This is a genomic window from Mycobacterium sp. 134, assembly GCF_048282715.1.
Taxonomy (GTDB): Bacteria; Actinomycetota; Actinomycetes; order Mycobacteriales; family Mycobacteriaceae; genus Mycobacterium; species Mycobacterium septicum.
On the sequence record NZ_JBLVUN010000008.1, the window covers coordinates 6,076,481 to 6,103,097 of the forward strand.

The following is a 26,617-nucleotide window of genomic DNA, read 5'->3' on the forward strand; positions in this document are numbered from 1 at the left end:
CTGGGCAACCGCCGACCACCTGCGCCGGCCACCTTCGCCGCCCGGCGGTCTGCGGTGCGCGGCTGCTGTGGCGTCAATTTCTTAGACTCGCCGGGGCGATGCCCGCACCGCCTTGCCCACAACCCCGGCCGAGTTGCTATCCTTCGTCAGCACCATGCCGATGTAGTTCAATGGCAGAACATCAGCTTCCCAAGCTGAATACGCGGGTTCGATTCCCGTCATCGGCTCCACATTGACCAGCGCAAATACTGAGTCAAGTACCTCACGTCTGCGCCCTCACCCCGATCACATCCCCGAACAGCGCTTGCCTAAGAGCCGGTTCTCTCGGTCGAATCCGGTGCCGGTATTCGAGCGACCACGAGACATCCATGTGCAAAAGCTTGTCGCGCAATCGGTTCCGATGCCATTTCCTGCGGGCACGCCGACAACCCGCAACTTGTCGCGGTCGAACTCGTCCAAAATCTTGACGCCCGGCCGCTTGGCGGCGCCATCGCGGCTACAGACCGTCGTCCAGTGCCTCCTCCCATTCATTGAGAACCCTCGTTGACAATTGCCGACGCCGTGGATGACAGTGCTAGGCGTCCACGGAATGAAAGGCACGTCATGAGCACGAATCACCCCGCCGATCAGCTCAACGAGCTCGGCTACTACGCCGTGACCCGGCACCCCGCGGACGTCCGGGTGGTCCTGCCCGAGGCCCGTACGGCCGATGCGCTCGGCTTGGGCTCCTGCCACATCGGTGAACGCTTCACCGTGAAGGACCCGGCGGTTCTCTCCGGCGCGGTGGCGGGCTGCAGCACCACGCTGGGTATCGCGCCGTCGACCAACTACCACACGCGGCACCCCACGGTCACCGCGACGATCGGATCGACGATGCACGCCCTGACCGAGGGCCGCTTCGCCATGGCGTTCGGTCGCGGAATGGGTGCGTACTGGAACGCGATCGGCCTACCCGTGGTGACAGAGGCCCGGCTGCGCGACTTCTTCGGCGTCCTGCGCCGGCTCTGGGCCGGAGAGATGATCCTCAACCATGACGGCCCGGCCGGGAAATGGCCGTTCCTGCGCCACGCCAGCGGCCTGCCCGACGGACCGCCCATCGGCTTGGTCGCGGTCGGCCCCAAGACGATGGAACTCGCCGGAGAGATCGCTGATTTCGTTGTGCTCCATACTTTCTTCTCCGACGAGGCGACGACGTCGTCGGTCGCGGCAGTGCGCCGGGGTGCGGAACGCGCCGGCCGGGATCCCGACAGCGTTCGCATCTGGGCGTGCCTGGCGACAGTTCCCGACGCGTTGTCGCCTGAGGACCAGTTGCGCCGTGGTGTCGGGCGGCTGGCGACCTACCTGCAGGCGTACGCGGACGTCCTGGTGTCGGCCAATGGCTGGGATCCCGCGGTTTGGGAGCGGATCAAGCAGAGCGAACTGTTCACCGATGCGGCCACGGCAGGGCCGATCGACGCGAGTGCCTCAGTCGAGACGTTGGAGCGCATCGCCGACATGATTCCCACCGAATGGCTGGACTCGGTGGCCAAAGGATCGCCAATAGACTGCGCGAAAACCATTGCCCGGCAGTACGACCTGGGCACCCACTCCGTCATCATGCACGGGGCGAGCCCGCAGGAGCTGGAACCCGTCGTGCAGGCCTACCGGGCTGACCGGCCCACGCTACGGCGCGCGGTCGCCGCGAACCCCGGGAGGTTTGCCTGAACGCCAACGAATCCCCGCAGGCCGCCCGCGCTCAAGAACAATGGCGCGCCGCGGTGCCCTCTGCGGTCCAGTCGGCCGCAGGCACCCGGCTCAACAAGCGCGGCCTCGAGACCCGGGCGCGCCTGCTCGACGTCGCCATCCGCTGTCTGGCCGACAGCGGTGGCGAACCGGTGTCCGCAAACCGCGTCGCCAAAGATGCGGGCGTCACCTGGGGCACCGTGCAGCACCAGTTCGGCGACCTGGACGGCCTGTGGGTCGCGGTGATCACCGAGATCCATTCCCGCAGTTGGGCATCCAATGCCGATGCACTGCCGTCTCGCAGCGGAACACTGCGGGAGCGGGTGGCCTCAGCCATCGACTCCGTCTGGACCTACCTGGATACCACCGAGGGGCGGGCGCTGACGGCATTGCGCACCTCGCTGCCGCCGCGCCGATCCGATGTCAGCTCCGAATACCCGCAGACGGCAGCGGCTTTCGCAGCGCGCGAACTCGATTGGATTCAAGGCTTCGACTATCTGATGGACGGCCTCAGCCTCGATCCGGACCAGTTGCACCGGGTGCGATGCCTGCTTCCCGCCGCGATCCGAGGCCTGAGCAACGAGCGCGAAGTGGGCTTCACCTCAGATCTCGAGATCGCCCGCGCCACGTTGACCGACGCGGTGGTGGCGTTGCTGTCCCAGCCGAGACCCTGAGCCGCGTGAGCGGATAACAGCACAGCCCGATCAGCAGCGCCGACATGTGTCCGATCGCGGTGAAGTTGATATTGCTGACCAGGGCGGCCCCGAAGTAGATGAACGCCGCACCGAGGTACACCCACCGCCAGGGCCGCACAATGCGATAAGCCAGCACGCCGCCCACCCCGACGAGGAAGTAGCTCACCCCGACATCGCGGACGTGGACGAGCCGTTCGGGGGCCAGATGATCGTGGATCGCGAGATACAGCAGGCCTTCGCTGATGTAGGTGGCCAGCACATGGGCGATCAAACCTACTGCCAACCAACGAATTTGACCGAGCCAACGTTCCGCGGGCGCCAGAATGAGACTGAACAGGACGAGGTATGGCGTCCAGTATCGGCCGTCGATCCAGAACAGGCTGGTGACCAGCACGTAGAGCGGGTCGGTCCCCAGGTGGTGGATGTTCGTCGAGCTCTCGATCAACAGATCGTGCAACTGCCGCCCATACGTCTGACGCTGGATGATCGTGGTGACGAGCAACGCCGCCAGCCACGCATAGGTCAGTGGGGCGCTGCGAACGTATCGCCACACCGCCGCCGGCCATGACTTCAGGCGCACGGTACCCAGTATGGGCGCGGCGGCTGGGCGGTGGCCGAGATTGCGCCGGGCCGGAATCCGCGCGCGTCGGCACGGTAGCGAATCACCTTGAGATACCGGCTTTTTGCTCACAGATGCATCCAAAATGGACGGGCACCGGCACGCGGCACCGATATTCGATGCCAAGGAAAGGACTCCCAACCACCAGAGCGCCCCGCGTGGAATACTCGCTGGATGGGCAGCGCGGCGCAGCACGAGGTGACCCGAACTCCTGTCGACGAACTGTCGGCCTTCGAAACGGCAACCCGAGATCTGGTGGGCGTGGCGCTGCGCAGCGTGGAACAACTGGAGATCTCCCTCCCACAGTTCCGGCTGCTGCTGGTTTTGCAGGAGCGCGGGAAGTCGACGTCGACCGAGTGCGCCCAGGCGCTCGGGGTGGTCGGCTCGACGGTGACCCGGCTGGCCGATCGGCTGGATGCCTCCGGTCATCTGGTTCGCGGTGACGACCCGTCGAACCGCAGCGTCGTCACACTGGCGCTGACCGACCGCGGCCGCAAGCTGGTCCGCCAGGTCACCACCCGGCGCAGACGCGAGCTGAGCCGAGTGCTCGACCGCCTCGACCCGACCGAGCGCGCGGCGTGCGCGTCGGCTTTGCGGAGTTTCCACGAGCTACTCATCGACGACGACGGCGACGACCTGAACCGCCCGATCCCACTGTAGAAATCTCACCCGATACGGGCGATTGACAAACCGCCCTCGACGTGGCCTCGACGCTGGAATCTCAGATTGAGATGGCTTGGCACACAACGCTTGTCGACTGTTATGAAGTCGTGCGGTGATTTGTCCAGACAGCAGGCCCGATCGCGCATAGTGTGAGCCAACATGGAATCGAACAGCGATGACATGACCGAGACCGATCGCAACAAGCGCGGCAAACTGTCGAGACGTTCGATGCTGGGGGGCATCGCCGCTACCGGAGTCGGAGTCGCCGCCGCCGGCGCCCTGGTCTCCGGGTGCGAAGACAACACTGGAAAGCCGGGGGCCAGCGGAAAAGCCGGCCCGCCGGACTATGGGACCGGCATCAACGAAGGCTTCAACGGGAAGATCGAACTGGACGTTCGGGATTCGAAGCCGGACTGGAAGCCCTTCGAACTCAAGCACGCCCCCGAGGGCGCACCCAACGTCCTGGTGGTGCTGTTCGATGACACCGGCATGGCCTCGTGGTCACCCTACGGCGGCCGGATCAACATGCCCACGCTGCAAAAGCTGGCCGACAACGGGCTCACCTATTCGCAGTGGCACACCACAGCGCTGTGCTCGCCCACCCGGTCCTGCCTACTGACCGGCCGCAATCACCACGTGAACCGGTTCGCGAGTATCACCGAGGGTTCCGACGGTTTCCCGGGCGCTGCGGCTCGGCTGCCCGCGCAATGCGCGACCGTGGGTCAGGTGCTGCAGGACAACGGCTACAGCACCTTCTGGGTGGGCAAGGACCACAACGTGCCGGAGGAGGATGTCTCCAGCGGCGGCAGCAAATCGGAGTGGCCGCTGCAGAAGGGCTTCGACCGGTTCTACGGCTTCCTCGGCGGCGAAACCAACCAGTGGTATCCGGACCTGTCCGAGGACAACCGGTTCATCGATCAGCCGTACCCTCCCGAACAGGGGTATCACCTGTCGAAAGACCTTGCCGACCAAGCAATCCGGATGCTGCGCGACCAGCGCTCCAGCAATCCGTCCAAGCCCTGGTACATGTGGTTCTGTCCCGGCGCGAACCACGCCCCGCACCACAGCCCCGAGGAGTACTCGGCGAAATACAAGGGCAAGTTCGACGACGGCTACGAGGCCTACCGGGAGTGGGTGCTGGGCCGCATGATCGACAAGGGCATCATGCCCAAGGGCACGGAGTTGACGCCGATCAACCCGTTGCCGGCCGACGTGGCTTCGGATGCCGATGCCGTCCGGCCGTGGGATTCGCTGAACCCGGACGAGAAGAAGTTGTTCTCCCGGATGGCCGAGGTGTTCGCCGGTTTCTCCGAGTACACCGATGCCCAGGTCGGGCGGGTCGTCGACTACCTGGAGCAGACCGGGCAGCTGGACAACACCGTCATCTTCTACTGCGCCGACAACGGTGCGTCCGGTGAGGGCTCACCGAACGGTTCGGTCAACGAGAACAAGTTCTTCAACGGCTACCCCGATGACCTGGCCGAGAACATGAAGATGCTCGACAAGCTCGGCACACCCGATACCTACAACCACTATCCGACGGGCTGGGCGGTGGCGTTCTCCACACCGTTCCAGATGTTCAAGCGGTACTCGCAGTTCTCGGGCGGCACCTGCGATCCGATGGTGATCCACTGGCCCAAGGGCATCAAGGCCAAGGGCGAAGTGCGCCATCAGTACCATCACGCCACCGACGTGGTCCCGACGATTCTCGATGTCGCGGGAATCAAGATGCCCGAGGAGTATCGGGGCATCAAGCAATACCCGGTCAACGGGGTATCGATGCGGTACAGCTTCGACGGCGCCGAAGCCGCCACCACCAAGAAGCGGCAGTACTACGCGATGCTGGGCACCCGCGGTATCTGGCAGGACGGCTGGAAGGCGTCGGCACTGCACGCGCCGATCAGCGGAAAGGGCCACTTCGATCAGGACAAGTGGGAGCTCTTCCACGTCGACGAGGATCGCTCCGAGGCCAAGAACGTGGCCGACAAGAATCCGGAGAAGCTCAAGGAGCTGATCGACGCCTGGAACGAGGAGGCCAAGAACAACTACGTCCTGCCGCTGGACGACCGCGTCCCGGTCGAGCTGATCACCATCGAACGGCCACAGTTCGAGCCGCCCCGCGAGCGCTACCTCTACTATCCGGACACCGCTCCGGTGCCCGAGGGCGTGGCGGTCAACATCCGCGGCCGGTCCTACAAGATCATCGCCGATGTGGATATGACCAAGGATGCCCAGGGCGTGCTGTTTGCCCACGGTTCCCGCTTCGGTGGGCATTCGCTGTTCATCAAGGACAACAAGCTGCACTACGTCTACAACTTCCTTGGCATCAAACCCGAGCAGGTGTTCGTCTCCGGTCCGCTGCCAGAGGGCAAGCACGCGCTGGGCATGGAATTCATCTGGGAGAAGAAGGGCGAGCACGGCGAATCCCTGGGAACCGCAATCCTTTACGTAGACGGCAAGGAGGCCGCGAAGGGGCCGATGCGGGCACAGACCGGCAAGTTCACGCTCGCCGGCGACGGGCTGTGCGTCGGGTTCGACAGCGGTGACAACGTGTCCGACCTCTATCAAAATCCGGGACGGTTCACCGGCGGCACCATCAAGGGTGTCGCGGTCGACGTGAGCGAGGAGAAGTACATCGACCTCAACAAGGAAGCGCAGGCGGCGTTCGCGACCGACTGAGCCACCGACGGACGCTCTGGCCCAGCACCCAGTGCTGGGCCAGAGTGCTGTCTGGACGGCGTACGACACGAGCACGACTATCTTGATCAGGGAACCCTGACGATAGGAGCGGCCGTGGACTCCGACACGATCTGGCGCAACGTCGATGAACAGCGTGGACAGCTCGCCGATCTCCTCGACACCCTCCAACCCGACCAGTGGGCCACGCCGTCACTGTGCGCGGGTTGGACGGTGCGCGAAGTCGCGATCCACATCACGCAGGCCCACGCGAGCATCGGCGAGATGTTGCCGGCCGCGTTCAAGTCGGGCTTCCGGTTCGACGCCTTGGTCCGCCGGGCGGCACTGGACGATCCCGCCGAACCCGCCGCCATCACAGCGCGGATCCGCGCTATGGCAGGGTCGCGGAAGCGGCCGCCACTGACCAAGGAAGTCGACCCGCTGTTGGACATCCTGATCCACACCCAGGACATCTGCATTCCGCTCGGGATCGACCGGCCGATGCCCGTCGACGCCGCGGCTGCGGTCGCGGACAGGCTGTGGCACATGAAGTTTCCGTTCGCCCCGCAACGCGATCTGCCGGGCTATCGGTTCGTGGCCACCGACACTGACTTCGCGGTGGGCCCGGAGTGGGGAGGGCGCCGGGAGGCGCCGATCCGTGACCTCGTGCTGATGTTCTCGCGACGACGCGACGTGCCCGATGCCGAACCCGAGGCTGACGACGAGCCCGCGGACGACTAGCCGGACAAGAATCGAGTAGTCCTCTACTCACGTAATTCGAGCGCCGCGATGTGACGCTCTGTGCATGGCGTCATCAGTCGGCTGGGATCGGGATCAGGTGGCAGGGCCGGGCGCCGCCTCACCGGACAGCGATATCACCGCAGTATCCCGGTTCCGCGACAACATGGAGGTCTGGTGGACCGGGCCGGATAACGTTGTGCACGGCGGCTTCTGGTACGACGACGGCCAGGACTGGAAGGGCCCGTATGCCCTGCCCGGGCCGGTCGGCTCGACACCTGCCGGTGGACTCGCGGCGGCATCGCGGATCAACACCAGCATGGAGGCGTGGTGGATCGGCTCGGATACCTCGGTCCGCGGCGCGTTCTGGTATGACGACGGCAAGGGTTGGCGCGCATACCACGATCCGGTGGCCCTCCCAATCTCGTTCCCGAGACCGGCGGCGGCGCCCACCAGCGGCATGGCTGCCCTGTCCCGCATCGACACCAGCATGGAGATCTGGTGGGTCGGCGAGGACGGTTCGGTGCAGGGCGCCTTCTGGTACAAGGGCCAGCACAACGATGCGTGGCAGCGCTACCAGGTTGCGCCTTCCGCCAAGGCCTCCAAGACCAGCGGCATCGCGGCGGTTTCTCGGATCGACACCGCGATGGAGATCTGGTGGGTGGGCCCGAAAGGCTCGGTGGAAGGCGGCTACTACTACGCCACCGATACCAAGCCCTGGCTGACATACACCGTCGCGCCGGAAGGCAGTGCCTCGCAGACGCACAGCATCGCGGCGGTATCGCGACGACCGAAGAGCATGGACGTCGTCTGGATCACCCCCGATGGTGGTGTCGAGGGCGCCTTTTGGAATGAGGGTGATGACTGGGCGCCGTACCCCGATGCCATCGCCGAGAAGAACAGCGCCTCGACAACCGGCGGTCTCGCCGCCGTGTCCCGTACCGAATCCAGCATCGAGGTGTGGTGGATCGGGCCGGACGGCTCGGTGCAGGGCGCAGCCTGGAACGAGGGTGTGGGCTGGCGCCGCTACGACGACCCGGTGTCCCCCAAGAACAGTGCCTCGAAAACCAGTGGCCTCGCCGCGATGTCCCGAACCGAAGCCACCACCGAGGTGTGGTGGATCGCCGACGACGGCTCCGTTCAACTCGCGGTCCGGGACGAAACCAGCGGCCCGTTCTCCTTCCGCATCCTGCGCCCGGACGACCTGGTGCACCTGCAGATCGACGTCGTCGGCTGCCGGTTGAGCACCGCCTCGAGTATTGTGCCGACGCCAACTCCGGTGGCTGACACCTATGTGGTGAAAGCCGGAGATACCCTGTGGGACATCGCCCAACGGTTCTATCACGATCCGTTCAAGTACCACCTGATCGCCAAGGCCAACCACCTCGTCAACCCGAACCTGATCTTCGTCGACCAGCGGCTGACCATCCCCCGGCTGACCCCACCGCCACCGCCTCGCTCTCAGATCGTCGCGGTTGATTCGGATGCACACATGATCGTGCACTTCGGGGCGCAGAACATCTTCGAGGAATGGTTCCTCAAGACCTCGTTCCCGAACGATGACCAACAGCCGTCTGCGGTATCGCGGGCCCGTGCCGCCAACTCGTCACGGGTGGTGTTCGAACTGCCCCCGAAGACCCGCATCGACTACACCGCCTCGGGCGTTCTGGCCGCCCTGAGCACCTTTGGATTGCGGGTGGCGCCGCTCGCGCTACCGCGCGCCACAGCTACGGATCCACGACCCGACTCCGCGAAGGGTGCCAACGGCATCCCGACTGCACCCAAACCGGATCAGACCGCGATCGAAGCGCCGTACCGACTTGTGCTGTCGCCCAGCCAGAAGTACGGCGGGTTCACGCATTCAGCGGAGGCTCACACCGCCGAGGGCGACGTGTCGCGAGTTGAGCTCTGGCATACCCGCCTCGGAGTCCGGACAACGAAGGACAATGCCTTCGTTCGTATCGACGAGGACGACGCCGAACACCGGACCGTACGACCGATTTGGACCCGCGACCGGGACACGAACCCGGCGCCGCCTGCCACCGGCTTCAACGGGTCGCTGACACCGGATGACCGCGGCCTCATCGTGGCCCAGAGCGCCGACGCACAGGAGGTCGAGCCCGAGCCCTTCGCAGTCACCCGGCTGTATCTGAGTTCGCTTGGCGCCTGGTTGGATTGGCGGGTTACGTGGGACGAGACGCTCTATCCCAACAGGCCCAAGCTCAGCGCGTACCGGCATCTGGCCACACAGGGCCGCGATCAGTATGTGCGCGTCGAGAGGCCTATCTATCTCTTCCCGTTCGGGCATCGCGCCACGATGATCACCATCACCGAACGCAAGATCAAACTGAAAACCGCGGACCCGGCGGCCTATTTGTACCAACGCACGTACATCGTGCTGCGTGAACGCACGCGCCGCTACGACGACGCCAACGGCACAGTCAAGCCCCCGACCAATCTGCCGTTCGTGTCGGTATCGATCGACCCCGTGGTGTCACCTGACCTCGACGAGATCAGCGCACCCGCCCTACCCTTCGTCCCGGCAGTCGGCGGGAAGTCGTTCGGGTGGAAGATCACCGGCGTCGACCACGCCGGCCGCCAGGTCACGATGACGACGGCGTTGGTCGCTGTGCCCCGTAACGGCACGGCGTTCGGACAGGCACTCGAGACCTGGCAGAACAAGGTCGTCAAGGAAACGCAATTTCCAGAGCTGGTCCACCCGATCGACGTGGGTGGCGCGGAAGTGGCCTTTGCGCCGGAGACCAACCGCGGCGATACCACGTCGCGGGTGCAGTACATCGAGTTCTCCGGTACCGCCACCGATGACACCAGCACGCCGTCAATGCTCAAGGCCCACATCGCGATTCCATCGCTCACGACCCTCAACGGCGGGAGCAAGCCGATCGGCGTGACGTATCGCAAAGAGTATGTCGACAACGGCTTCCCGGCCAACAAGTCAGAGATCTTCCTGAATCTGGATCCGGCCGACACGACCAAACTCGACTTCTCCGGCGGCAGTGACAAGGGTGGCGGGTTCATCGAACCCAGCACCGCGATCACGGCGCTGTCACGCAAACACGGAGCGGTCGGGGACAACGGCACCAACACCGTGGGCCCCGGGATCGACCAGGGAACGTTCGATCCGGCGAAGTTCATCGGCAATGCGGGGCCGAAACTGTTCGGTCTGCTCAGTCTGGTGGACATCCTGCAGACCGGCCGACCGCTGGAGGAGGCGCCCAAGCTCATCGCCAACCAGCTCGGCTTCGCCGCCTCTGTGCCCGCTGAGTACGCCAACCTGCAAGGCGCCCTGCAGAAATCCGTCAACATTCTCCAGTCAGACGTCGGAAACCCGGGCACCCCGGATGCCCTCAAGCAACGATCCCAGGCACTTCTCGCTCAGGCCAACAACGCCCTGCAGGCGCTGAACGGACACACGCCGGACCAACTGGTGACGGCTCTGGCCCAGGCGGACATGGGCACGGCCGTCACGGAGGCCAACGCGATCCTCGGCACGCTCACCAAGGCCAGAGACCTGGCAGGCAGCCCGGATCTCGCGGCCTTCCTGCGCTCGATGGTCCAACGGTCCCTGCAGTCACTGGAATCGGTTCTGAAAATCGCCCAGTCCGCCGACAACCTCCGCAAGGCCCTGAAGACGGCCAGCGAGGGCGGCGTGGTCCGCTACGACTGGTTCCCGCAGATCAAGGGCTGGCCGGGCCAAAACGACGGCGAACACATCTTCCACCCCAACGACGTGAACGGCCTGGCGATCTCGGTCGAGGTACGCACACCCAAAGACGGCAAACCGCAATCGGATATCAGCGCACAGCTCCGCGACTTCGAACTGAGACTGCTGCCTTCCGACGATCCCCTGATCACGATGAGGTTCGGCCGGCTGGGATTCCGAGTGGCTACCGGTGGCAAGCCGGAGGTCGATGTCCTGTTCACCAACATGACGTTCGGCGGCGTGCTGTCCTTCATCGAGAAGCTGCGCCAGGTCATTCCGTTCGACGGGTTCGCCGACCCGCCCTACGTGGATGTCACCCCCGAAGCCGCCCGGGCCGGGTTCGACCTGGCACTGCCCAGCCTGGCGATCGGGGTGTTCAGCTTGGAGAACATCCGACTGGGCGCCGACTGCCGAGTGCCGTTCCTCGGCGAGGCCGTCACCGTCGGCTTCTTCTTCTGCACCAAGGAGGCGCCGTTCCGGCTCACCGTACTGGCGATCGGCGGTGGCGGCTGGGTCGGAATACGGTTGGCTCCAAAGGGCCTCGTGCTGCTTGAGATGGGTCTAGAGGCCGGCGCCTCGCTGAGTGTCGACCTGGGCGTCGCCTCGGGCTCGGTGTCGGTGATGATCGGCGTCTACCTGCGTCTGGAAGACGACGAGGGCAAGCTGACCGCGTATTTTCGGATTCGCGGCGAGGTGGAGGTGCTCGGCATCGCCTCGGCATCCATCACGCTCGAACTGTCGATGACCTACAACACCAAGACCGGCAAGCTGACCGGGCGGGCCAGCCTCGTGGTGGAGATCGAGGTCGCGTTCTTCTCCGCGTCGGTCGAGATCACCTGTGAACGCACAATCGCCACTCGCGACGGTGATCCCGCGCTGATCGACATCATGCCGCCCGACGAGGGCGGGCAGGACATGTGGAAGAACTACTACACCTCGTTCGCGATCGGAGCCTAGACCATGGCGACCACCACCACCCGCGTGATGACCACGGTGCTCCCGTACTCAATCGACCCGAACGGCACATTCCATGTGTCAGTGTTGTTCTCGCACCGGCTCGCCGGAAGCGCCAAGCTGTCCGACTATCCGGCTGCCGCCAATTGGGTCACATCACTCAAGGCGACGACGACCACGTTCACCTTGCACATCAACAACGGCGAGACGGTTCGGTGCACAGCGCTGCTCGATGTGGCGAAGCAAAGTTTCTGGGAGAAGGCATTTCCGGCTGACACCACCACCGTGGCCGATTTTCCGAATCCCAGCGTGACACAGAACACTTGGAAGAGCTACCCGGCCCACCGCACCCCCGATCACGCCTTCGACGCCCACAACGCCTCGGCTTGTGCCTCCCCGGTCAGCCGTCCGGCGGTTACCACTGCCCCGCTGGCCGCGGAGTTGCTGACCACGTTCCGGGACATCCCCGAGCTGCGCGGTTTGATCGGCGATTTGCTGGGCTACCGGGCTCAGCGCGACGTGGACATCCAGAACCTGGAGGACGCGCGGACCCGCACGGCGCAGGGAGCGCTGTCGCCGATCAAGCCGGCACCCGATGCGGGCCCACCCGCCGGCGGCGGGGGTGGCGGAGGTGGCGGGCCACATCTCGGCATCCAGGAGGCGGAGGCGTCGGTTACCCCGCTAAGGTCGCCGATCGACCTTCTGTTCTCGACCGAGAATATCGACAACCACATCACCAATTTCGTTGCACAGCTTGATGACAGCACCGCCAACACTCCGATCAAGAAGATGCTGCGCGACGTGCACGCCGCCGTCGGATACTACGACCGGCCCGAAGAGCAGCCGCACGATTCCGACAACCTGGAGGCCGCGACCGCACCGCCCCGCACTCCCCATCCTGATCCCGATTTCCATGAGCGGGCTGCGGCGGCGTGCAGCGTCAAGACCCTGGCGCGAGCACTCGGCCTGGTGGTCGACCTGAAGGTCCACAAGGATGATCTGGCGAAACTGGCTGCAGCGAACAGGATCTGGTGCGACGTCAAAGTAGCGCAGACCGAGAAGTACGTCTCCCCCGTCACGTTGTGCACGACATCGGGTATGCACTTCCTGGCGCAGCCCAGGGAACCGGACCGCTGGAAAGTCGGCAGGCTGCGCTTGGGCGACGAGGACCGGTACCGGGTAGTGGATCTGGACCCCGACGCAGGCGGCATGTCCGTGGAGCAGATGTTGCGCAGCGTGCTGCGGGCGCTGGCGATCGAAGTCAACGGCGACGGTGGCTCTTTCTCGCCGCCGAGTGTGCGAGCCACGGGGTTCGCGGTCGCCGAGATCGGTCGACCAGACCGGCTCAAGGACCAACTGGACGACAGCCCCAAAGGTGAGCCCGCGGTCGATCAGAACGGGGCGCAACCGGGACCGGAGCTCAAGTTCGAGCATCTGCTGCGCGGTACCCGGCTCGAGGTGTGGGACGACCTGACGAAGAGCTGGCACAGTCTGCATGAGCGGTCGGTCGCGGCATCGTTCGGCGACAAGGTGTTCTTCAGCTCCGACGACGACATCGGGCACCTGCAGAACCCGCCGTTGAGCCAGGTGCCAGGCGATCGGGCCAACAATCCCTACTACGTTCACGAGGTGCTGGCCGGTTGGGACGGTTGGAGTTTGTCGGCGCCACGTCCGGGAAAGCTGGTAATTCACAACCCTTCCGATCATCCGGAGCCGGGCAAGGAGCGAATCACCGACCAGCCGGAATCGACAGCGAAACCGGGGCTCGGGGTGCGGTCGAACGCCAAGCACGGGTCGCTACCGGCATTGCGGTACGGCTCCAGGTACTCGTTCCGCATCGCGGGAGTGGACCTCGCCGGTAACAGCGTGCCGATGAACAAGGACCTGCCTCCTGCAGTGTCGCAGGGTCAGATCCAGGCCGCGCAGGCACATCTCGACGGTGTCCGCACGAAGACCACAGCCCGGGACAACGCGAGCGTGACCGCCGACCTGCGGACCCAGGGCAAACTGCGGGCCCCGACTCTGGGAACCGGCAGCGGGGTGCGCGCCGACACCGAACGTGCGATGGCGTCGGTGCTCGAGAGCGCAACATCGATACGCACCCGCCCGGAGTTGGACACCTCACCGGAGGATCTGGCTCTACTGATCGCCGATGCCGACGCCGCGACCATCACGGTGCCCAAACCGTTCCTGCGCTGGGATCCGATCACCGCGCCCACCTTCGTACCTCGCGTGGCCTACGTGACCGGTGAGTCCCTGCAGCGCATGGTGATCCGTACGGGATTGACGGGAACGCCCGGTGTGACCGAGCGCCACATCGTTCCGCCGAAGGGCAGCGAGCTCGAAGCCGAGCAGGACGGACGCCTGGACCAGCTGATGCGCGACGGCAAGGTGGCGCAGGCCTACGCGATCGCCCTCAAGGAACGCGGCAGTTTGTTCTACAAGGAAGTCCAGGACATCCACAATCCGAAGGGCAAGATCATCCAGCCCGGCATCAAGCTGCTATCGATGCCCAACGTCACCGACGGCAAGACACTGGAGCAGATCCAGGATCCTGAGGTGCAGCCCGCCGCCGGCCAGTACATCGTGCACGACGTCGACAACCTGCTGGTGCCGTACCTTCCCGATCCGATGACCGACGGTGTGTCACTGGTCTTCTACGAGGCCGGCGCCGATCACAAGTTCACCAATCCTCGGGTACTGCAGTCGGTCACGCTCAAGTACGCGGGCGACTGGCCGCTGCTGCAGCCGCTGCGCCTCGTGCTGCACAGCGCACCCCGACTGGACGCCGAGCAGGACGGCAACGTCATCCACGTCGGCCTGCCGCCCGGTGAGCAGGTCGCGGTCAAGGTGTCCTCCACACTCGACGACGCCCACCTGAAGAAGATGGGGCTGTGGATCACCAGCCCCATCAATGATCCCAATGTGCCCGAAGCCGACCGCGAGGTGCTGGCGAACGCAGCCCGCGACGGTTGGCTGTGGTGGCTCACCCCGGATGAGGACCTACGCCTGGTGCACGCCACAGCCCGGCCTGCCGTGGCCCCCAAGATCTCCCGGCTAATCGCCGAACCCCGGTCGGTCAACGTCGTCGCCGCCAATCTGGACGGTGTGCTCGACGTACACGGGGCCAGCACCGACAAGGTCGAGTTACGGGCGGAGTGGACCGAACCGGTAGACGATCCGAACGCACCGGAGCCGGTCTCCCGGACCACACGGGAAGTGGTCGTCAAGCACGGCATCAAGGAAAACGAACGCTTCTCGTTGCTCACGTTCGACCCCAACGCCGCCAAACACGTCGGAACCCGTGACGCCGAGGTACCGGTCAGGCGCGCCGTCCACACCCTGCCGGATACCAAGGCGCGCAAGGTGACCTACCAGTTACATGGATCGTCGCGGTATCGGGAATTCTTCGTTCCGGACGAGCTACCGGAGGTTGACGACCCTGGGTCGCTGGGCAACCCGGTCGAGGTCAACATCCCGAGTTCGGCGATCCCGGCGCCACCGGTGGTCCATGACGTGATTCCGATGTTCCTGTGGGAGCAGTCAACTGAACCCGAGCACCCGTTCGCGATTCGGCGCAGCCGTCGCAGCGGGGTCCGGATCTGGCTGGATCGGCCGTGGTTTTCCAGTGGCGATGGCGAGATGCTGGCGATCATCGCAACCGGAGATCCGGAACTGGCCAAAGACAAGACCGACAGTGTCAGCCTGTGGGCCCGCGACCCGATCCTGGTCAGCTCCAAGATCACCAATTCTTATGAGGTGCCGGTGCTCACGGCCTGGCAGCAGCGGGCGGTTCAGTTGAACCTTGAGCCCGAGAGCCTTCCGGGTCGGCCCGAACTACATGTGGTGAAGCCCGGCAGTCCGACCGCAGGTGACAAGGTGATCAACGCCTACGCCTATACACCGGATTTCGATACTGACCGCAAGCGCTGGTACGTCGACGCCGTGTTCGAGTCGGCCGGGGCCAACTGGCCCTTCCTGCGGCTGGCCGTCGCCCGCTATCAACCGAATTCGATTCCCGGGATGGAGTTCTCCCAGGTGGTGGCGACCGACTTCGTCCAGCTGCCGCCCGAGCGGATCGGCACGCTGAGCCGACCGGACAAAGATCACGTCCGGATCAGCATCACCGGCGTCAGCTCGGTGACCAACGCACCCGGACTCGCGCTGCCCGCGACCCGCCCTGACAAGCCCGAGCAACTCGCACCGCTGCTGACCGCGTCGCACCGCGTGGTGGCGACGCTGCAGACTCGCGGCAAGACGTCGGGCTCGGACCTGGAGTGGAAGAGCGGAGCCGAGGTGCCATGCGAGCTGGGCGGCGTCGACGCGAAGACCTTCAAGGCGACCTGGACGGCCGAGCTGGCGTTGGAGCCACCGGAACAACTGCTGACCCCGGGCAGCGCCGACGACCTGCGGGTGCAGATCGAGGAGTACGAAATCCTTTCTGCCGATGAGACACCCGGAACAGCGGGCCTCACCCCCGTCGAACGGTTGGTCTACGCCGACCACTTCTACCTGTAGCCGGGTCGCCCGTCAGCCCCCGTTCTGCACCTCGTGCAGCCGTTTGTACAGGCCATCCTGGCCCATCAGGGTCTGATGATCGCCGCTCTGTGAAATGCGTCCGTCTTCGAGGACCAGGATCCGGTCGGCCACCGCGGCGATGAAATCCAGATCATGGCTGACAACCACGCAGGTGCGGTCCTTGGCGTAGCCGCGGATCACCCCGATCATCCTGGCCCGCTCGTCGGCGTCGAGGTTCTCGGTCGGCTCGTCGAGCAGCAGCACCTCGGGCCGGCGCAACAGGCAACGCGCGAGCGCGATCAGGCGCTTCTGCCCGCCGGAGGGGATCTGGACGTCCACCACCGTGTCGTAGCCGTCCTGCATCCTGGTGGTGATGACCGAGTGGATGTGGGCCTGGGTGCAGGCGTCTTCGATGTCCGCGTCGGTGGCCTCCGGCCGAGCCAACCGGATGTTCTCCCGGATGGTGTCCTTGGTGAAGAACGGGAACTGAGCGAGTTTGGACACCTGCTCGCGCAGCGACTCGATGGTGACGGTCGAAATATCATTGCCGTCCAACAGGATCCGACCATGTTGAGGATCCCGGAACCGCAGCATCAGGTTGAACACCGTCGACTTGCCCGATCCGATACCACCGACCAGCCCTACTGTCTCGCCCTCGGCGATCGAGAACGACAGCCCTTCGACGATGTTCCGGCCGGGCGTGTAGCCGAACGTCACGTCCTCGAAAACCAGGTTGCCGTGCACCTCGCCCAGCGCTACGGCGTCCTCGGCTTCGCGTACCGAAGGCTCCGTGTCCAGTAGTTCGTAAGTGGACGTCACATTCGGCGCCAAGGACTGGTATGTGGTGTACGCCCCCAGAACCCGTTGGGCGGCGCTGAACATCACCGGAACCACACCCGCGAAGACCAAGAGACCCGCGAACGTGAGTCCGAAGTGGGTACTGAGTCCCACACCGACCAACAACACGATGACCGTACTGAGTGCCACGAAGATCTGCGATCCGTTGACGGTGGCCTGCATCCAGACCACCGAGGCCGCCGACCCCTTCGCGGCTTCCTCGGACACCGCATGAAATCGCTTGCTGCGGACCGGTTGTGCGTTGAACATCTGAATCTCGGCGATCCCGCTGATCGTCTGCTCAACCTCGGCGGCCATCGCCCGCTCGGCATTCATCACGCGCCTCATCACCGCCTGGACGTGGCGGCCGACGAACCTGAGGGTGATCAGCGCCAGCGGTGTGAGCACCAGCGCGGCCACCGTCATCTGCCACGAGATGGCCAGCAGGTAGCTGATCACCACTACCAACACCACCACATCGATCAGCGGAGGCAGCAGACAGTCGGTGAGAAGTCGTTGTACTCCAGCGGATTCCGTCGTCACGCGGTGCATCAACTCGCCGCTGCGCGAGGTGAGGAAGAAGTCCAGGGACAGCGACTGCAGGTGGTCGTGGACGCGCTGCCGGATGTCGACCAACAGGATCCGCTCGACCCGTGCACCGATCCCGGCGTTGACGAAGTACATGAGCTGGGTCAGGATCAGCGAGCCCGCCCAGACCACCAGCAGCACCACGAACGGCACCGGCCCGGCGAGCGATTTCAGCAGCCCGTCCTCGCGGGCCACCAGTGGGCCACTCAGATCCCATACGCCGCTGAGGTTTCCGTTGTTCCCGGCATCGGCGATGACCTGCACCATCGGCCCGAAGGCGGCCACCGTGACGTAAGGCAGCGCGGAGGCGATCACCCCGATCACCACCAGCAGGGCCAGCACACCCCGGACCGCGCGCAGCATGCGCACACTGCGCCACACCAGATGCAGCGACGACGCCACGCGCACCCCCTTTTCCGCGAAGGCTAACCCTCGGACGGGTCGCTGTCTCGCGCAACTTCTGGCAACTCGGGAGGCGCATCGTCATCGAAGAAATGCCGGATCGCGGTGAACCCGCCGTGCCGGTATGCCTCGTAGGCCCAGATCGCGGTAATGATCGGCACCGGGCCGAATGCCACCCACCATCGCGCCGAGGGCGGGACAAGTTCGGCGATCACCCGAGAGCTGGGTTGATCGTCGACGACGGCGGGCAACCATTCGTGCAACAGGATGGTCAGCATCCGGGTCGCTTCGAACGGGCCTGCCACGGTGGCCAACACCCAACTCAGGGACGCGATGATCAACGCCCACGGCCAGGCCAGCAGCAGCGACTGGTCGTCGACGATGTCGGCGGCCGATCGGATCGATTCGGCGACGAACGCGAAACCCAGCGCCACCAGCAGCACACCGATCTGAGCCGCCAGCAGATCGTCGAGTACCGAGTTCGCCAGCTCGTCGCCGCTGCGCGTCGGCAGGCCGAACGCCAGCGACAGCAGGCCGGCCAGCAGGGCCAGCAGCATCAGCGCCGAGGTGGAGTCGTCGATGCGCATGAAGGAGTCGGTGAGGATGCGCATCACCAGGCGCGACGAGGACGACGGCCTGGTCCGGTACAGGATCATCACCACCAGGCCGGAGATGACGATCGAGATCAGCCAGGCCACCACGGCCGCGCAGATGATCACGAGCGCGAGGGAACCGATGACGGGGACGAGTTGCTCGTTCGCGGTCTCCCCGTTGCGGACCACCAGCAGGGGCACCACGCCGATGGCCACCACTCCCAGGGCGCGTACCAGGATCGGCAGGGTGAATCCGGCGATATCACCGGCATCGAGGTCAGGATCGGTGCGGCGGATCGCGGCGATCTCGGCGCTCATCACTGATCGCGCCCGGCGGAACGACATTCTGCGCGCCACGACGCGAATCTAAACGGCGCAGGCAGCCCCGGTCAGGCGACACGCTCAGCGCAGGTAGAGCTCGCCGCCGGTCGGGTAGCCGCCGCCCTTGGTGGTGAGGTGGACGTGGTCGTAGTGGCCATAGCCGCCGGCCTTCGCCCCGCCGTCGGGTGTGTAGTAGGTGCCCCGCCAGATGGCGTCCTGCAGGGCGAACCGGTCGGCGTTCTTCAGGGCGTAGGCGACGATCCGGTTGCCGAGCTCGATCCCGTGGGCGCTACTCGGGTTGGGGATCATCACGTCGAGGGCCAGGCCGTTGGGGTGCCAGCGCAGTGCGTCCGGACGGACGCCGCCGATGTCGCGGATCTCAGGGAAGTCGGCGCTGACGGCGCGGGACGCGAGGATGGTCTTGACCTGCAGGCCGCGCTCCGGGGCGTCGCCGATGGGCAGCAGCTGCGGGATGTTGATGACGCGCCAGCGTGAGGCCGTTGCGGGCGGCGCCTGGCCTGCGCTCAGGCTCACGGTCTGTACGACAGCCGTCGACGTCGACGGGGCCGGCGCGGCCACGATCTCCATGCAGCACGGCGACTCGGGGGCCGGCGCAGGAGCCGCGACAGGTTTGGCGGCGTCGGAAAAGGGGGATGAAGGAGCATCACTGCCGCCGGCGAAGAACGCAGCGACCGGCGCGATGATCGCAGCCGCGACAGCCGGTAGTTTGCGCTGTCTGGGGCTGGCTAATGCGTGTCGGCCCACACGGGCACCATACGGGCACCTTCAAGGAGTTGCAGCAACCGCTCCCCTGTTCTGAGAGTTTCCTTAAATGACTGTCAAGCACATTCGCGGCGTGTTTACGCAGGTCAAAGGTCACGAATTGGTCACGGGCGCCGAGCCTTCTTAAGGACGCCATTCACCGTGGTGACGGATGATTAAATTCAAAAACACCCCCGGGTCCGGCCTCCCGTCGATACGCTGCTGTCCTGATTTACGCAGCCGCAAATCGCCCAGGAGGTCGTCTCGTGTGGCGATGAAGGTGTGGAATGACGACCGCCCTCTTACCCGACGCGTCGTGTTGGGCGAAAGAGCCGTGACCACCCGCGGTTTGTCCCTACGATTCGCCACCGAGCAGATCGACACCACGACCGACTGGTGTTGTTTCGACGACACCCGCCACCTGGTGTTCGTGCACCGCTCTGGACGACTGCGGTCGATGGAGACCGATCTGGACTGGGGTCCTTCGGGCCGGGCGCTACCGAGCGTGGGTGACATGTGGGTGGTGCCGGCCGGCGACAAGTGCGCCTCGTTGGTCGAAGGGGATACCGCCGAATATTGCGAGATCGCCATCCCGAACCACCTGCTCGGCGAGACGACGCTGATTCCGCGCATCAAACACCACGACCCATTGATCCATCAGATGGTCGAGCGCATCTACGACGTCGCCGAGCGCGATGACGCGCTTGCGCGTCTACTCACGGAGTCGATCGGGGAGACTCTGCGGCTGCTGATCACGGACAACTATGCCGAGGCCACCCCGCGGCGCTCGGAGTACCGGGCAAACATCCTGGACTCAGCCACCCGCTCGAGGCTCATCGAGTTCCTCGAGGACAGCATGGACTCGGAGATCACGCTCGAAACGCTTGCACAGCAGGCGAAGATGTCGGTCGGCAACTTCATCAAAGCCTTTCGGGATGCGTTTCACACGACGCCGTATCAGTACCTACTCGACCGAAGAATTGACCGCGCCAAGGCGTTACTGCTGAACACACCGCGGACCGTCACCGAAATCGGTGCCATGGTGGGATTCTCGACGCCCAATCATTTCGCCACCGCGTTCCGGCATCGCGTGGGAGTCTCGCCCACCAGCTATCGCAACCTTCGGTGATCGATCGGCGCTCGGCAGTTCCGCGCCAAAGAATTCGAACGTGGCAAGAATTCGACGTTGGCAAGCGCCTCGCTGCCGCGGCCATGAATCACGTCTGGGGAATGACGATCGGTATCGCACTTGCCGGATTCAGCTTGGCGACGACGACTGCCGGTGGCAGCCTCGTGGCCGTTCCCGGCAAGCCGGGCGTGACAACGGCGAGGAATGACCGCGTCAACAAGCTGGCCTCTCAGTTGATCGAACGAGTCTCGGACACGGCCAACAAAATTGGTGAAGGAATCAAGTCAGCTCTGGGCAAGCCAGACAAGAAGCCAACAACCGCATCGGCCGACAAGGGCGATACCGGCAGTTCGGAGGACACCAAGTAACACCGCCACGTCGACTACAAGTGGCGGCGGTACTCGCTGGGCGACATCCCGACCCGCCTCTTGAAGGCCGTCGCGAAGTGTCCTGGTGATGAAAATCCCACCGCTACAGCGATTTCTGCGATGCGCTGCGAGGTGCCCGATAGCAGCGCCCGAGCCCGGTCGATCCTCAGGTCAAGCAGGAACCGATACGGCGTGGTGTGAAATGCCCGGCGGAAGGCAAGGATGAACCCCTGGACGGACATCCCGGTCAACTGCGCCAAGGCATCCAGATGAATCTCCGAATCCAGGCTTTCATTCAGGTACGCCACGATCATCCTGCGAGTGACGGCGTCCAAGGGGCGGAGTCCCCTCTGAACCGGCGGAGACGCGGTGTATTTGTTCCTGATCAGTACAAGTATGGTCTCGGCAACGGCATCGGTGAGCAACCGCGCGATCGCATCGTCACGATCGGCGACGCTGTAGATCTCCTCGACAAGGTGATGAAGAAGCGGATCCCGGTACCTGATCCGGGAAAGCAATACGGCGTCGGCCAATGTCCGTAGTGGGATGGCGATCTCGCAGTATCGCGCGACATCGCCTTGGACCAGAGCCGCAAAACGGATACCTGCGGGCTTCCACCAGATGTCCCCCGCCGCCGGCGGGACCTGCCCGGTTGGCCCCCAATCTAGCGCAGTCTGCATCGAATGCACTGTGCCGCCCAGGTATACGTAAACCAGATGGTGGTCGTCATCGACGCTGCACCATTCCGTGGGATCCGATATCTGCTCAGTCACGAAGGAAAATGAGACGCCGCGAGCCGCAACCTCCTTGCTTTCCACCACAACGCGGCGCGTCAGCGACCGAGCGTCATCCCGAGGCTCCATTTCCACCACTCGAAGGTCCATTGGAATCATAGATTCATCTAGCCAGTGCCCTTGTGCGTCGAGAGCCGCATCACCATAGGTTCCCGAGACGTTTCTACCTCATGTGTTCGCACTTCACAGCGCTATGCGGGTTCGATGTCGGGTCCTTCAAGATTCAACCAAAAGGCTCTGCCCTTTTAAATCGAAACTTCCCACCAGTGGGAGCGCGGACCGCTACTCTGCTGCCCAGATTGACGCGGCCGTAGATCGCTCAGGAGGTTTGTGGGTGGCGATGAAACCCTGGAATGACGACCGCCCACAAACTCGGCGCGTCGTGCTGGGCGAGACCCGCGTGGCTACCCGCGGCATGTCCGTCAGATTCGCCACCGAGCAGATCGACACCACGACCGACTGGTGCTGTCGCGACGACGCCCGGCACCTGGTCTTCGTGCACCGCGCAGGACGACTGCGGTCCATGGAAACCGACCTGGACTGGGGCCCCTCGGGCAAAGGCGTACCTGATGTGGGCGACATGTGGGTGGTGCCCGCCGGAGACAAATGCGCATCGCTGGTCGAAGGAGATACCGCCGAATACTGCGAGATAGCAATCCCCGAGCACCTACTCGGCACTCCGACGCTGATTCCGCGCATCAAACATCGCAACCCGCTGATCCATCAGATCGTCGAGCAGATCTATGCCGTCGCCGATCGCGACGACGCTCCCGCACGACTCCTCACCGATTCCGTAGGCGAAACCCTCAAACTGGTGATCACCAACATGTGCGCGGTGTCCCCACCTCGTTCGACCGAACGCAGGCCCGACACCCTGGATTCGGCCACCCGCGCGAGGATCATCGAGTTCCTAGAGGACGGTATCGACTCGTCGATCACGCTCGAAATGCTTGCGCAGCAGGCAAAAATGCCCGTGGGCGTCTTCATCACCGCATTCCGCGCAGCGTTTCACACCACGCCGTACCAATACCTACTGGACCGACGGTTCGAACGCGCGAAGTTCCTCCTGAAGAACACAGAGCGAACAATCGCCGAAATCAGTGCGATGGTGGGGTTCTCGAGGCCGGGCCACTTCTCGACCGCATTCCGCCACCGTGTCGGGGTGTCCCCCCGCGCCTATCGCGGCAAACGCTGACGGGCGGCACCGACTACTTGCAGAGCGCTTCGATCCGCTCGGTCTCGGTTTGAGCCTTCTGCAGCAAGCCGGCCTGGTCGGGCGCATCGTTGCCAGTACCGGCCAGCGCGTTCACCGCAACCGTCTGCAGGGTCCGGGCGAAGTCCTTGACCGCATCGCTGAGGTCGCTGGGTGCGGCCGGATCGACGTTGGCCAGCAGATATGCGCCACCGCCGAGCATCGACAGCCGGGCATTCGCCGCGACAGCCTGTCTCGATGCGGGATTGTCTTCCGGCTGGGTGTGCGTCTGGATGGCAACCCCGGACGCGACCTTCTTGAAGTTGTCGCACGTACGCGCGCGTGCGGCGCTCACCTGCTCCGAGGTCGGAGTCGCCACCGCGGCACCCTTGGCCACCTCGGGCTTGTCCAGCAGCGCCAAGAACGCGGCCCCGGCCGCAGTCAGCGCTGCCACCAGCGCGACGACCGCCACGACGACAGGGATTCGGGTGGCCTCTGGAGCTGGTCTACGCGAGGCCGAGGGAGCGCGAGTTTCCTGACCAGTTGCTTGCGGCATGAGCGTGACGCTAACAGAGTCGAAGTTCGAATCTTGGTTATTCACAGATGATTTAGAGTATCTGAGCGACAAGCAGAAGTTCCATGAACCGCGTGCGACAAGTCAAAGCGGCTTGACTACAGGGCAATCCACCCCCTCCGTTGCGGGCCGGAGGGGGTGGATCATTGTGGTCACGACTAGTTGCAGTGGATTATGTTGGGCCGCCTATGTTTCGACTGCGTTGGCGATGGCTCACAGGCCACCGCCTGTTCCGCCTGCGCCACCGGATCCACCGGAACCGGAACTGCCACCGGGTGCGCTGCCCGGTTTCCCGCTACCACCGGGGCGGCTACCGCCGAATCCTGTGCCTCCGGCACCTCCTGTACCGCCGCTGCCGGGAGATTTGGTGCCGGTGCTGGTACCACCCCTGCCTCCGGTGCCGCCCGCGCCGCCGTTGATTCCGCCGGCGCCGCCGCTGCCTCCAGTCCCACCGTTGCCGGCAGAGGTGCCGGTGGAGCTACCGGTGGCGATGCCGCCGTTGCCGCCGGCACCTCCCCTGCCGCCAGTGCCCAGGATTCCGGTGCTGCTACCTCCCCGCCCACCGGTACCGCCGTTGCCCTGAAGGGCCCCAAACGTGCTACCAGTGCCACCTTGCCCGCCGGTGCCGCCCTGGCCGAACAGCTTTCCGCCGGCGCCACCAGCGCCGCCCGTGCCGCCGGTCTTCCCTTGGCCCCCTTGAGCGTTGCCCCCCTGCCCGCCGGTGCCGCCATTGCCGACGACAGAGATCGCATCACCACCCCGGCCACCGTCGCCACCCACTCCACCGGTGCCCGTGTTGCCGCTCGCGCCGGCACCACCGGTCCCGCCACTACCGAACACCGCGCCGCCCGAACCTCCGTCACCACCGGTCGGGTTGTTGGCGTTGCCCGCACCGCCCGTGCCCCCGTTGCCGATCGCGCGGGCATCACCACCAGCTCCGCCGCCAGTCCCACCGGTACCACCGTTGCCGGCGAGCAGGCCACCCAGACCGCCGGTCCCGCCCGTCCCGCCGGTCGCGCCGGCCGCCCCGCCGGAGCCACCGTTACCGAACGCGCCGGAGTTGCCACCGGTGCCGCCGTTGCCGGTGCCGAACCCGGCCCCGCCGGCGCCGCCGTTGCCGAAGATGCCACCTGTCCCTCCGGCGCCACCGTTCAGATTGCCGGCGGTGCCAGCACCGCCGGTGCCACCATTGCCGATCAGACCGACGCTGCCACCGGTACCGCCGCCGAAGCCGTTGCCGCCCTGGCCGAACAGCATCCCGCCCCGACCGCCATCGCAGCTGGATGCGCAGTCACCGTCGACCGTGCCGTAGCTGTAGCCCTTCCCGATCAGGAGCCCGGCGTTGGGATTCTCAGCAGTCCCGTCACCGACGAACATCCCGATCAGCCCGCGGCCCCCGGTGTCGAGGCCATCAAGATTCACACCGGCCGGTCTGTCGGCCGGACCACCACTGACCGGTGCGGCCGAGGACGTCCTACCGCCAGACAGGACCAGCTCCTCGACCTGCGCTCCCGGGGCGATCGCAGGACTGCCGCCGCCACCGATCAACCCACCCAACGCTTTGCCGGTCACATTCAGCGCCGCTTCCGGCAGACCCTGAAGCCCAGCCGCGATACCTGTCGGGATGGCGCCCAACTCGCTGGGTGTGGGCCACCCGGTGGTCATTTGGGTGACAAGGTCCTGCAACGCCGCCTGGACGGTGCCGCCGGTCATGATGTTCTGTCCACCTGGGTCCGCGATGGCCCTGGCCACTTCTCGGGGCAATGTCTGCACGAGCAGACCCAATAGGCCACCGCCGGTGATGATCCCGGCGGCCGGCCCGGTCAGACCCGCGATTCCACCCACCCCATTGAGGACCGCGTTGCTCACCGCGACAGGCAGGTCGGCCAAGGCAGCGACCGTGCCCACCCAATTGCCACTGGTGGCGGCGTCGTAGCTGGCCTGCAGGTCGGCACCGATCGCACCCGTGACCGCGGGAAGCATCCCCTGCACCACCACCGCCCCCGCAGCTGTCACAAATGCCCCCGTGACGTAGATTGCCGCAGCCGCAAGGCTGGCCGCGATCTGCTGTGGGATCGCCAGCGCCCCCTGCAACGGCAACAACACGCTGAAAAACGTGTTGAAGATCGCGCTGTTCACACCGGTCATGAACCCGACGAGATCACCGGCATCCAACGCTGCGATCGCGGTCCGCATGATCTCCGGGAAGTCGGTCCCGAAGTACCGCACCGCAGCGGTGGCCGCCGTTTGGAACGCGCCGATTTCAATCGAGGCGTATTCGATGAGATTGGCCGCCACCTGCCGCAGCAGAGGCGCCGGCAACGCCCATACTTCCTGCCCCACTGTGTACACGTTGTTGGATGCGTTGATCGCGGTGTTCAACAACGTCTGCAGCGGGAACGGCGCCGCTGTCAATTCCACATCAGACACCAGGGCGGGCGCCGGCAACTCACCCATATGCGAATCAACGGGGATGACCGGACTCAGAGCCATCGCACCAGCACCAACAAGTGCGGTCGTGGCAGTGAGATATGAGCGAACGGATACTTCCACTTGGGCTTCCCCTCAGAGACGCAGATGACGTTGGACACCGGTGAAGTTCTGAAATCAGAAGTCGATGTTTGGTTCGACGGGCGAAATCTAATCCGGGCCACGCGGCGATGGAAGCACTTTTCTGAAACACGTTTCAATGTCGAATTACGAACTTACACATTCTTTTTCACCGAGTAGCCATGATGCCGGGAGGGA

The 26,617-nt window shown here is 64.9% G+C and carries 17 protein-coding genes and 1 tRNA gene; 11 read left to right on the top strand and 7 right to left on the bottom strand.

Annotated features, from left to right (window positions below; all coding sequences use genetic code 11):
• The first annotated feature begins 156 nt into the window (after positions 1 to 156).
• The 3 genes from ACNQVK_RS33975 (at position 157) to ACNQVK_RS33985 (ending at position 2,396) form a co-directional block, all read left to right on the top strand.
• A tRNA-Gly gene (locus ACNQVK_RS33975) sits at positions 157 to 230 on the top strand.
• Positions 231 to 603: 373 nt separating this feature from the next.
• Complete coding sequence (locus ACNQVK_RS33980; RefSeq protein WP_418033168.1) at positions 604 to 1,704, top strand: TIGR03857 family LLM class F420-dependent oxidoreductase; 1,101 nt, start codon at positions 604 to 606, stop codon at positions 1,702 to 1,704.
• A 53-nt stretch (positions 1,705 to 1,757) separates the two neighbouring features.
• Positions 1,758 to 2,396 carry a TetR/AcrR family transcriptional regulator gene (locus tag ACNQVK_RS33985; protein WP_418033169.1) on the top strand — a complete coding sequence of 213 codons (639 nt, stop codon included), beginning with the start codon at positions 1,758 to 1,760 and terminating at the stop codon, positions 2,394 to 2,396.
• Here ACNQVK_RS33985 and ACNQVK_RS33990 read toward each other — a convergent pair.
• Positions 2,320 to 2,997 (bottom strand): rhomboid-like protein, encoded by a 678-nt coding sequence (locus tag ACNQVK_RS33990; protein ID WP_418033171.1) that lies wholly within the window; start codon positions 2,995 to 2,997, stop codon positions 2,320 to 2,322. The two genes, ACNQVK_RS33985 and ACNQVK_RS33990, sit on opposite strands and share 77 nt — an antisense overlap.
• 213 nt (positions 2,998 to 3,210) lie before the next feature.
• Between ACNQVK_RS33990 and ACNQVK_RS33995 the strand changes: the two genes are divergently transcribed.
• The 5 genes from ACNQVK_RS33995 (at position 3,211) to ACNQVK_RS34015 (ending at position 16,309) form a co-directional block, all read left to right on the top strand.
• On the top strand, positions 3,211 to 3,696 hold the full coding sequence (locus tag ACNQVK_RS33995) for a MarR family winged helix-turn-helix transcriptional regulator (RefSeq protein WP_276125966.1): 486 nt from the start codon (positions 3,211 to 3,213) through the stop codon (positions 3,694 to 3,696).
• A gap of 162 nt (positions 3,697 to 3,858) precedes the next feature.
• Entirely contained in the window at positions 3,859 to 6,378 is a 2,520-nt protein-coding gene (locus ACNQVK_RS34000; RefSeq protein WP_418033173.1) for an arylsulfatase, read from the top strand.
• Between the two features lie 114 nt (positions 6,379 to 6,492).
• The gene (locus tag ACNQVK_RS34005; protein WP_418033175.1) at positions 6,493 to 7,116 is read left to right on the top strand and encodes a maleylpyruvate isomerase family mycothiol-dependent enzyme; all 624 of its coding nucleotides are present in this window, start codon (positions 6,493 to 6,495) and stop codon (positions 7,114 to 7,116) included.
• 64 nt (positions 7,117 to 7,180) lie between these two features.
• Positions 7,181 to 11,794, top strand: coding sequence for a LysM peptidoglycan-binding domain-containing protein (locus ACNQVK_RS34010; protein ID WP_418033177.1), 4,614 nt, complete (start codon positions 7,181 to 7,183; stop codon positions 11,792 to 11,794).
• Between the two features lie 3 nt (positions 11,795 to 11,797).
• Positions 11,798 to 16,309 (top strand): hypothetical protein, encoded by a 4,512-nt coding sequence (locus ACNQVK_RS34015; RefSeq protein ID WP_418033179.1) that lies wholly within the window; start codon positions 11,798 to 11,800, stop codon positions 16,307 to 16,309.
• A gap of 12 nt (positions 16,310 to 16,321) precedes the next feature.
• On the opposite strand, the gene ACNQVK_RS34020 is transcribed toward ACNQVK_RS34015, so the two are convergent.
• Genes ACNQVK_RS34020 through ACNQVK_RS34030 form a run of 3 tightly spaced genes read right to left on the bottom strand, consistent with a single transcriptional unit; the run spans position 16,322 to position 19,815 of the window.
• Positions 16,322 to 18,136, bottom strand: coding sequence for an ABC transporter ATP-binding protein (locus ACNQVK_RS34020; protein WP_418033181.1), 1,815 nt, complete (start codon positions 18,134 to 18,136; stop codon positions 16,322 to 16,324).
• A 23-nt stretch (positions 18,137 to 18,159) separates the two neighbouring features.
• Positions 18,160 to 19,074: a hypothetical protein gene (locus tag ACNQVK_RS34025; RefSeq protein WP_418034491.1), complete on the bottom strand. Its 915-nt coding sequence runs from the start codon at positions 19,072 to 19,074 to the stop codon at positions 18,160 to 18,162.
• A 57-nt stretch (positions 19,075 to 19,131) separates the two neighbouring features.
• Positions 19,132 to 19,815, bottom strand: a complete 684-nt coding sequence (locus ACNQVK_RS34030) for a hypothetical protein (protein WP_418033183.1) — start codon at positions 19,813 to 19,815, stop codon at positions 19,132 to 19,134.
• 331 nt (positions 19,816 to 20,146) lie between these two features.
• On the opposite strand from ACNQVK_RS34030, the gene ACNQVK_RS34035 reads away from it, so the two are divergent.
• Both ACNQVK_RS34035 and ACNQVK_RS34040 read left to right on the top strand, forming a co-directional pair.
• A complete protein-coding gene (locus ACNQVK_RS34035; RefSeq protein WP_418033185.1) occupies positions 20,147 to 20,941 on the top strand; it encodes a helix-turn-helix transcriptional regulator in 795 nt (264 codons plus the stop codon).
• Positions 20,938 to 21,309, top strand: coding sequence for a hypothetical protein (locus tag ACNQVK_RS34040; RefSeq protein ID WP_418033187.1), 372 nt, complete (start codon positions 20,938 to 20,940; stop codon positions 21,307 to 21,309). Before ACNQVK_RS34035 ends, ACNQVK_RS34040 begins: the two co-directional genes overlap by 4 nt.
• Positions 21,310 to 21,323: 14 nt before the next feature.
• Here ACNQVK_RS34040 and ACNQVK_RS34045 read toward each other — a convergent pair whose 3' ends face one another.
• Positions 21,324 to 22,172: a helix-turn-helix transcriptional regulator gene (locus ACNQVK_RS34045; protein WP_418034493.1), complete on the bottom strand. Its 849-nt coding sequence runs from the start codon at positions 22,170 to 22,172 to the stop codon at positions 21,324 to 21,326.
• A gap of 271 nt (positions 22,173 to 22,443) precedes the next feature.
• Between ACNQVK_RS34045 and ACNQVK_RS34050 the strand changes: the two genes are divergently transcribed.
• On the top strand, positions 22,444 to 23,298 hold the full coding sequence (locus ACNQVK_RS34050) for a helix-turn-helix transcriptional regulator (RefSeq protein WP_418034495.1): 855 nt from the start codon (positions 22,444 to 22,446) through the stop codon (positions 23,296 to 23,298).
• A gap of 13 nt (positions 23,299 to 23,311) precedes the next feature.
• On the opposite strand, the gene ACNQVK_RS34055 is transcribed toward ACNQVK_RS34050, so the two are convergent.
• Positions 23,312 to 23,767 (bottom strand): hypothetical protein, encoded by a 456-nt coding sequence (locus tag ACNQVK_RS34055; RefSeq protein ID WP_418033189.1) that lies wholly within the window; start codon positions 23,765 to 23,767, stop codon positions 23,312 to 23,314.
• Between the two features lie 315 nt (positions 23,768 to 24,082).
• On the bottom strand, positions 24,083 to 26,362 hold the full coding sequence (locus tag ACNQVK_RS34060) for a hypothetical protein (protein ID WP_418033191.1): 2,280 nt from the start codon (positions 26,360 to 26,362) through the stop codon (positions 24,083 to 24,085).
• Between the last annotated feature and the right edge of the window lie 255 nt (positions 26,363 to 26,617).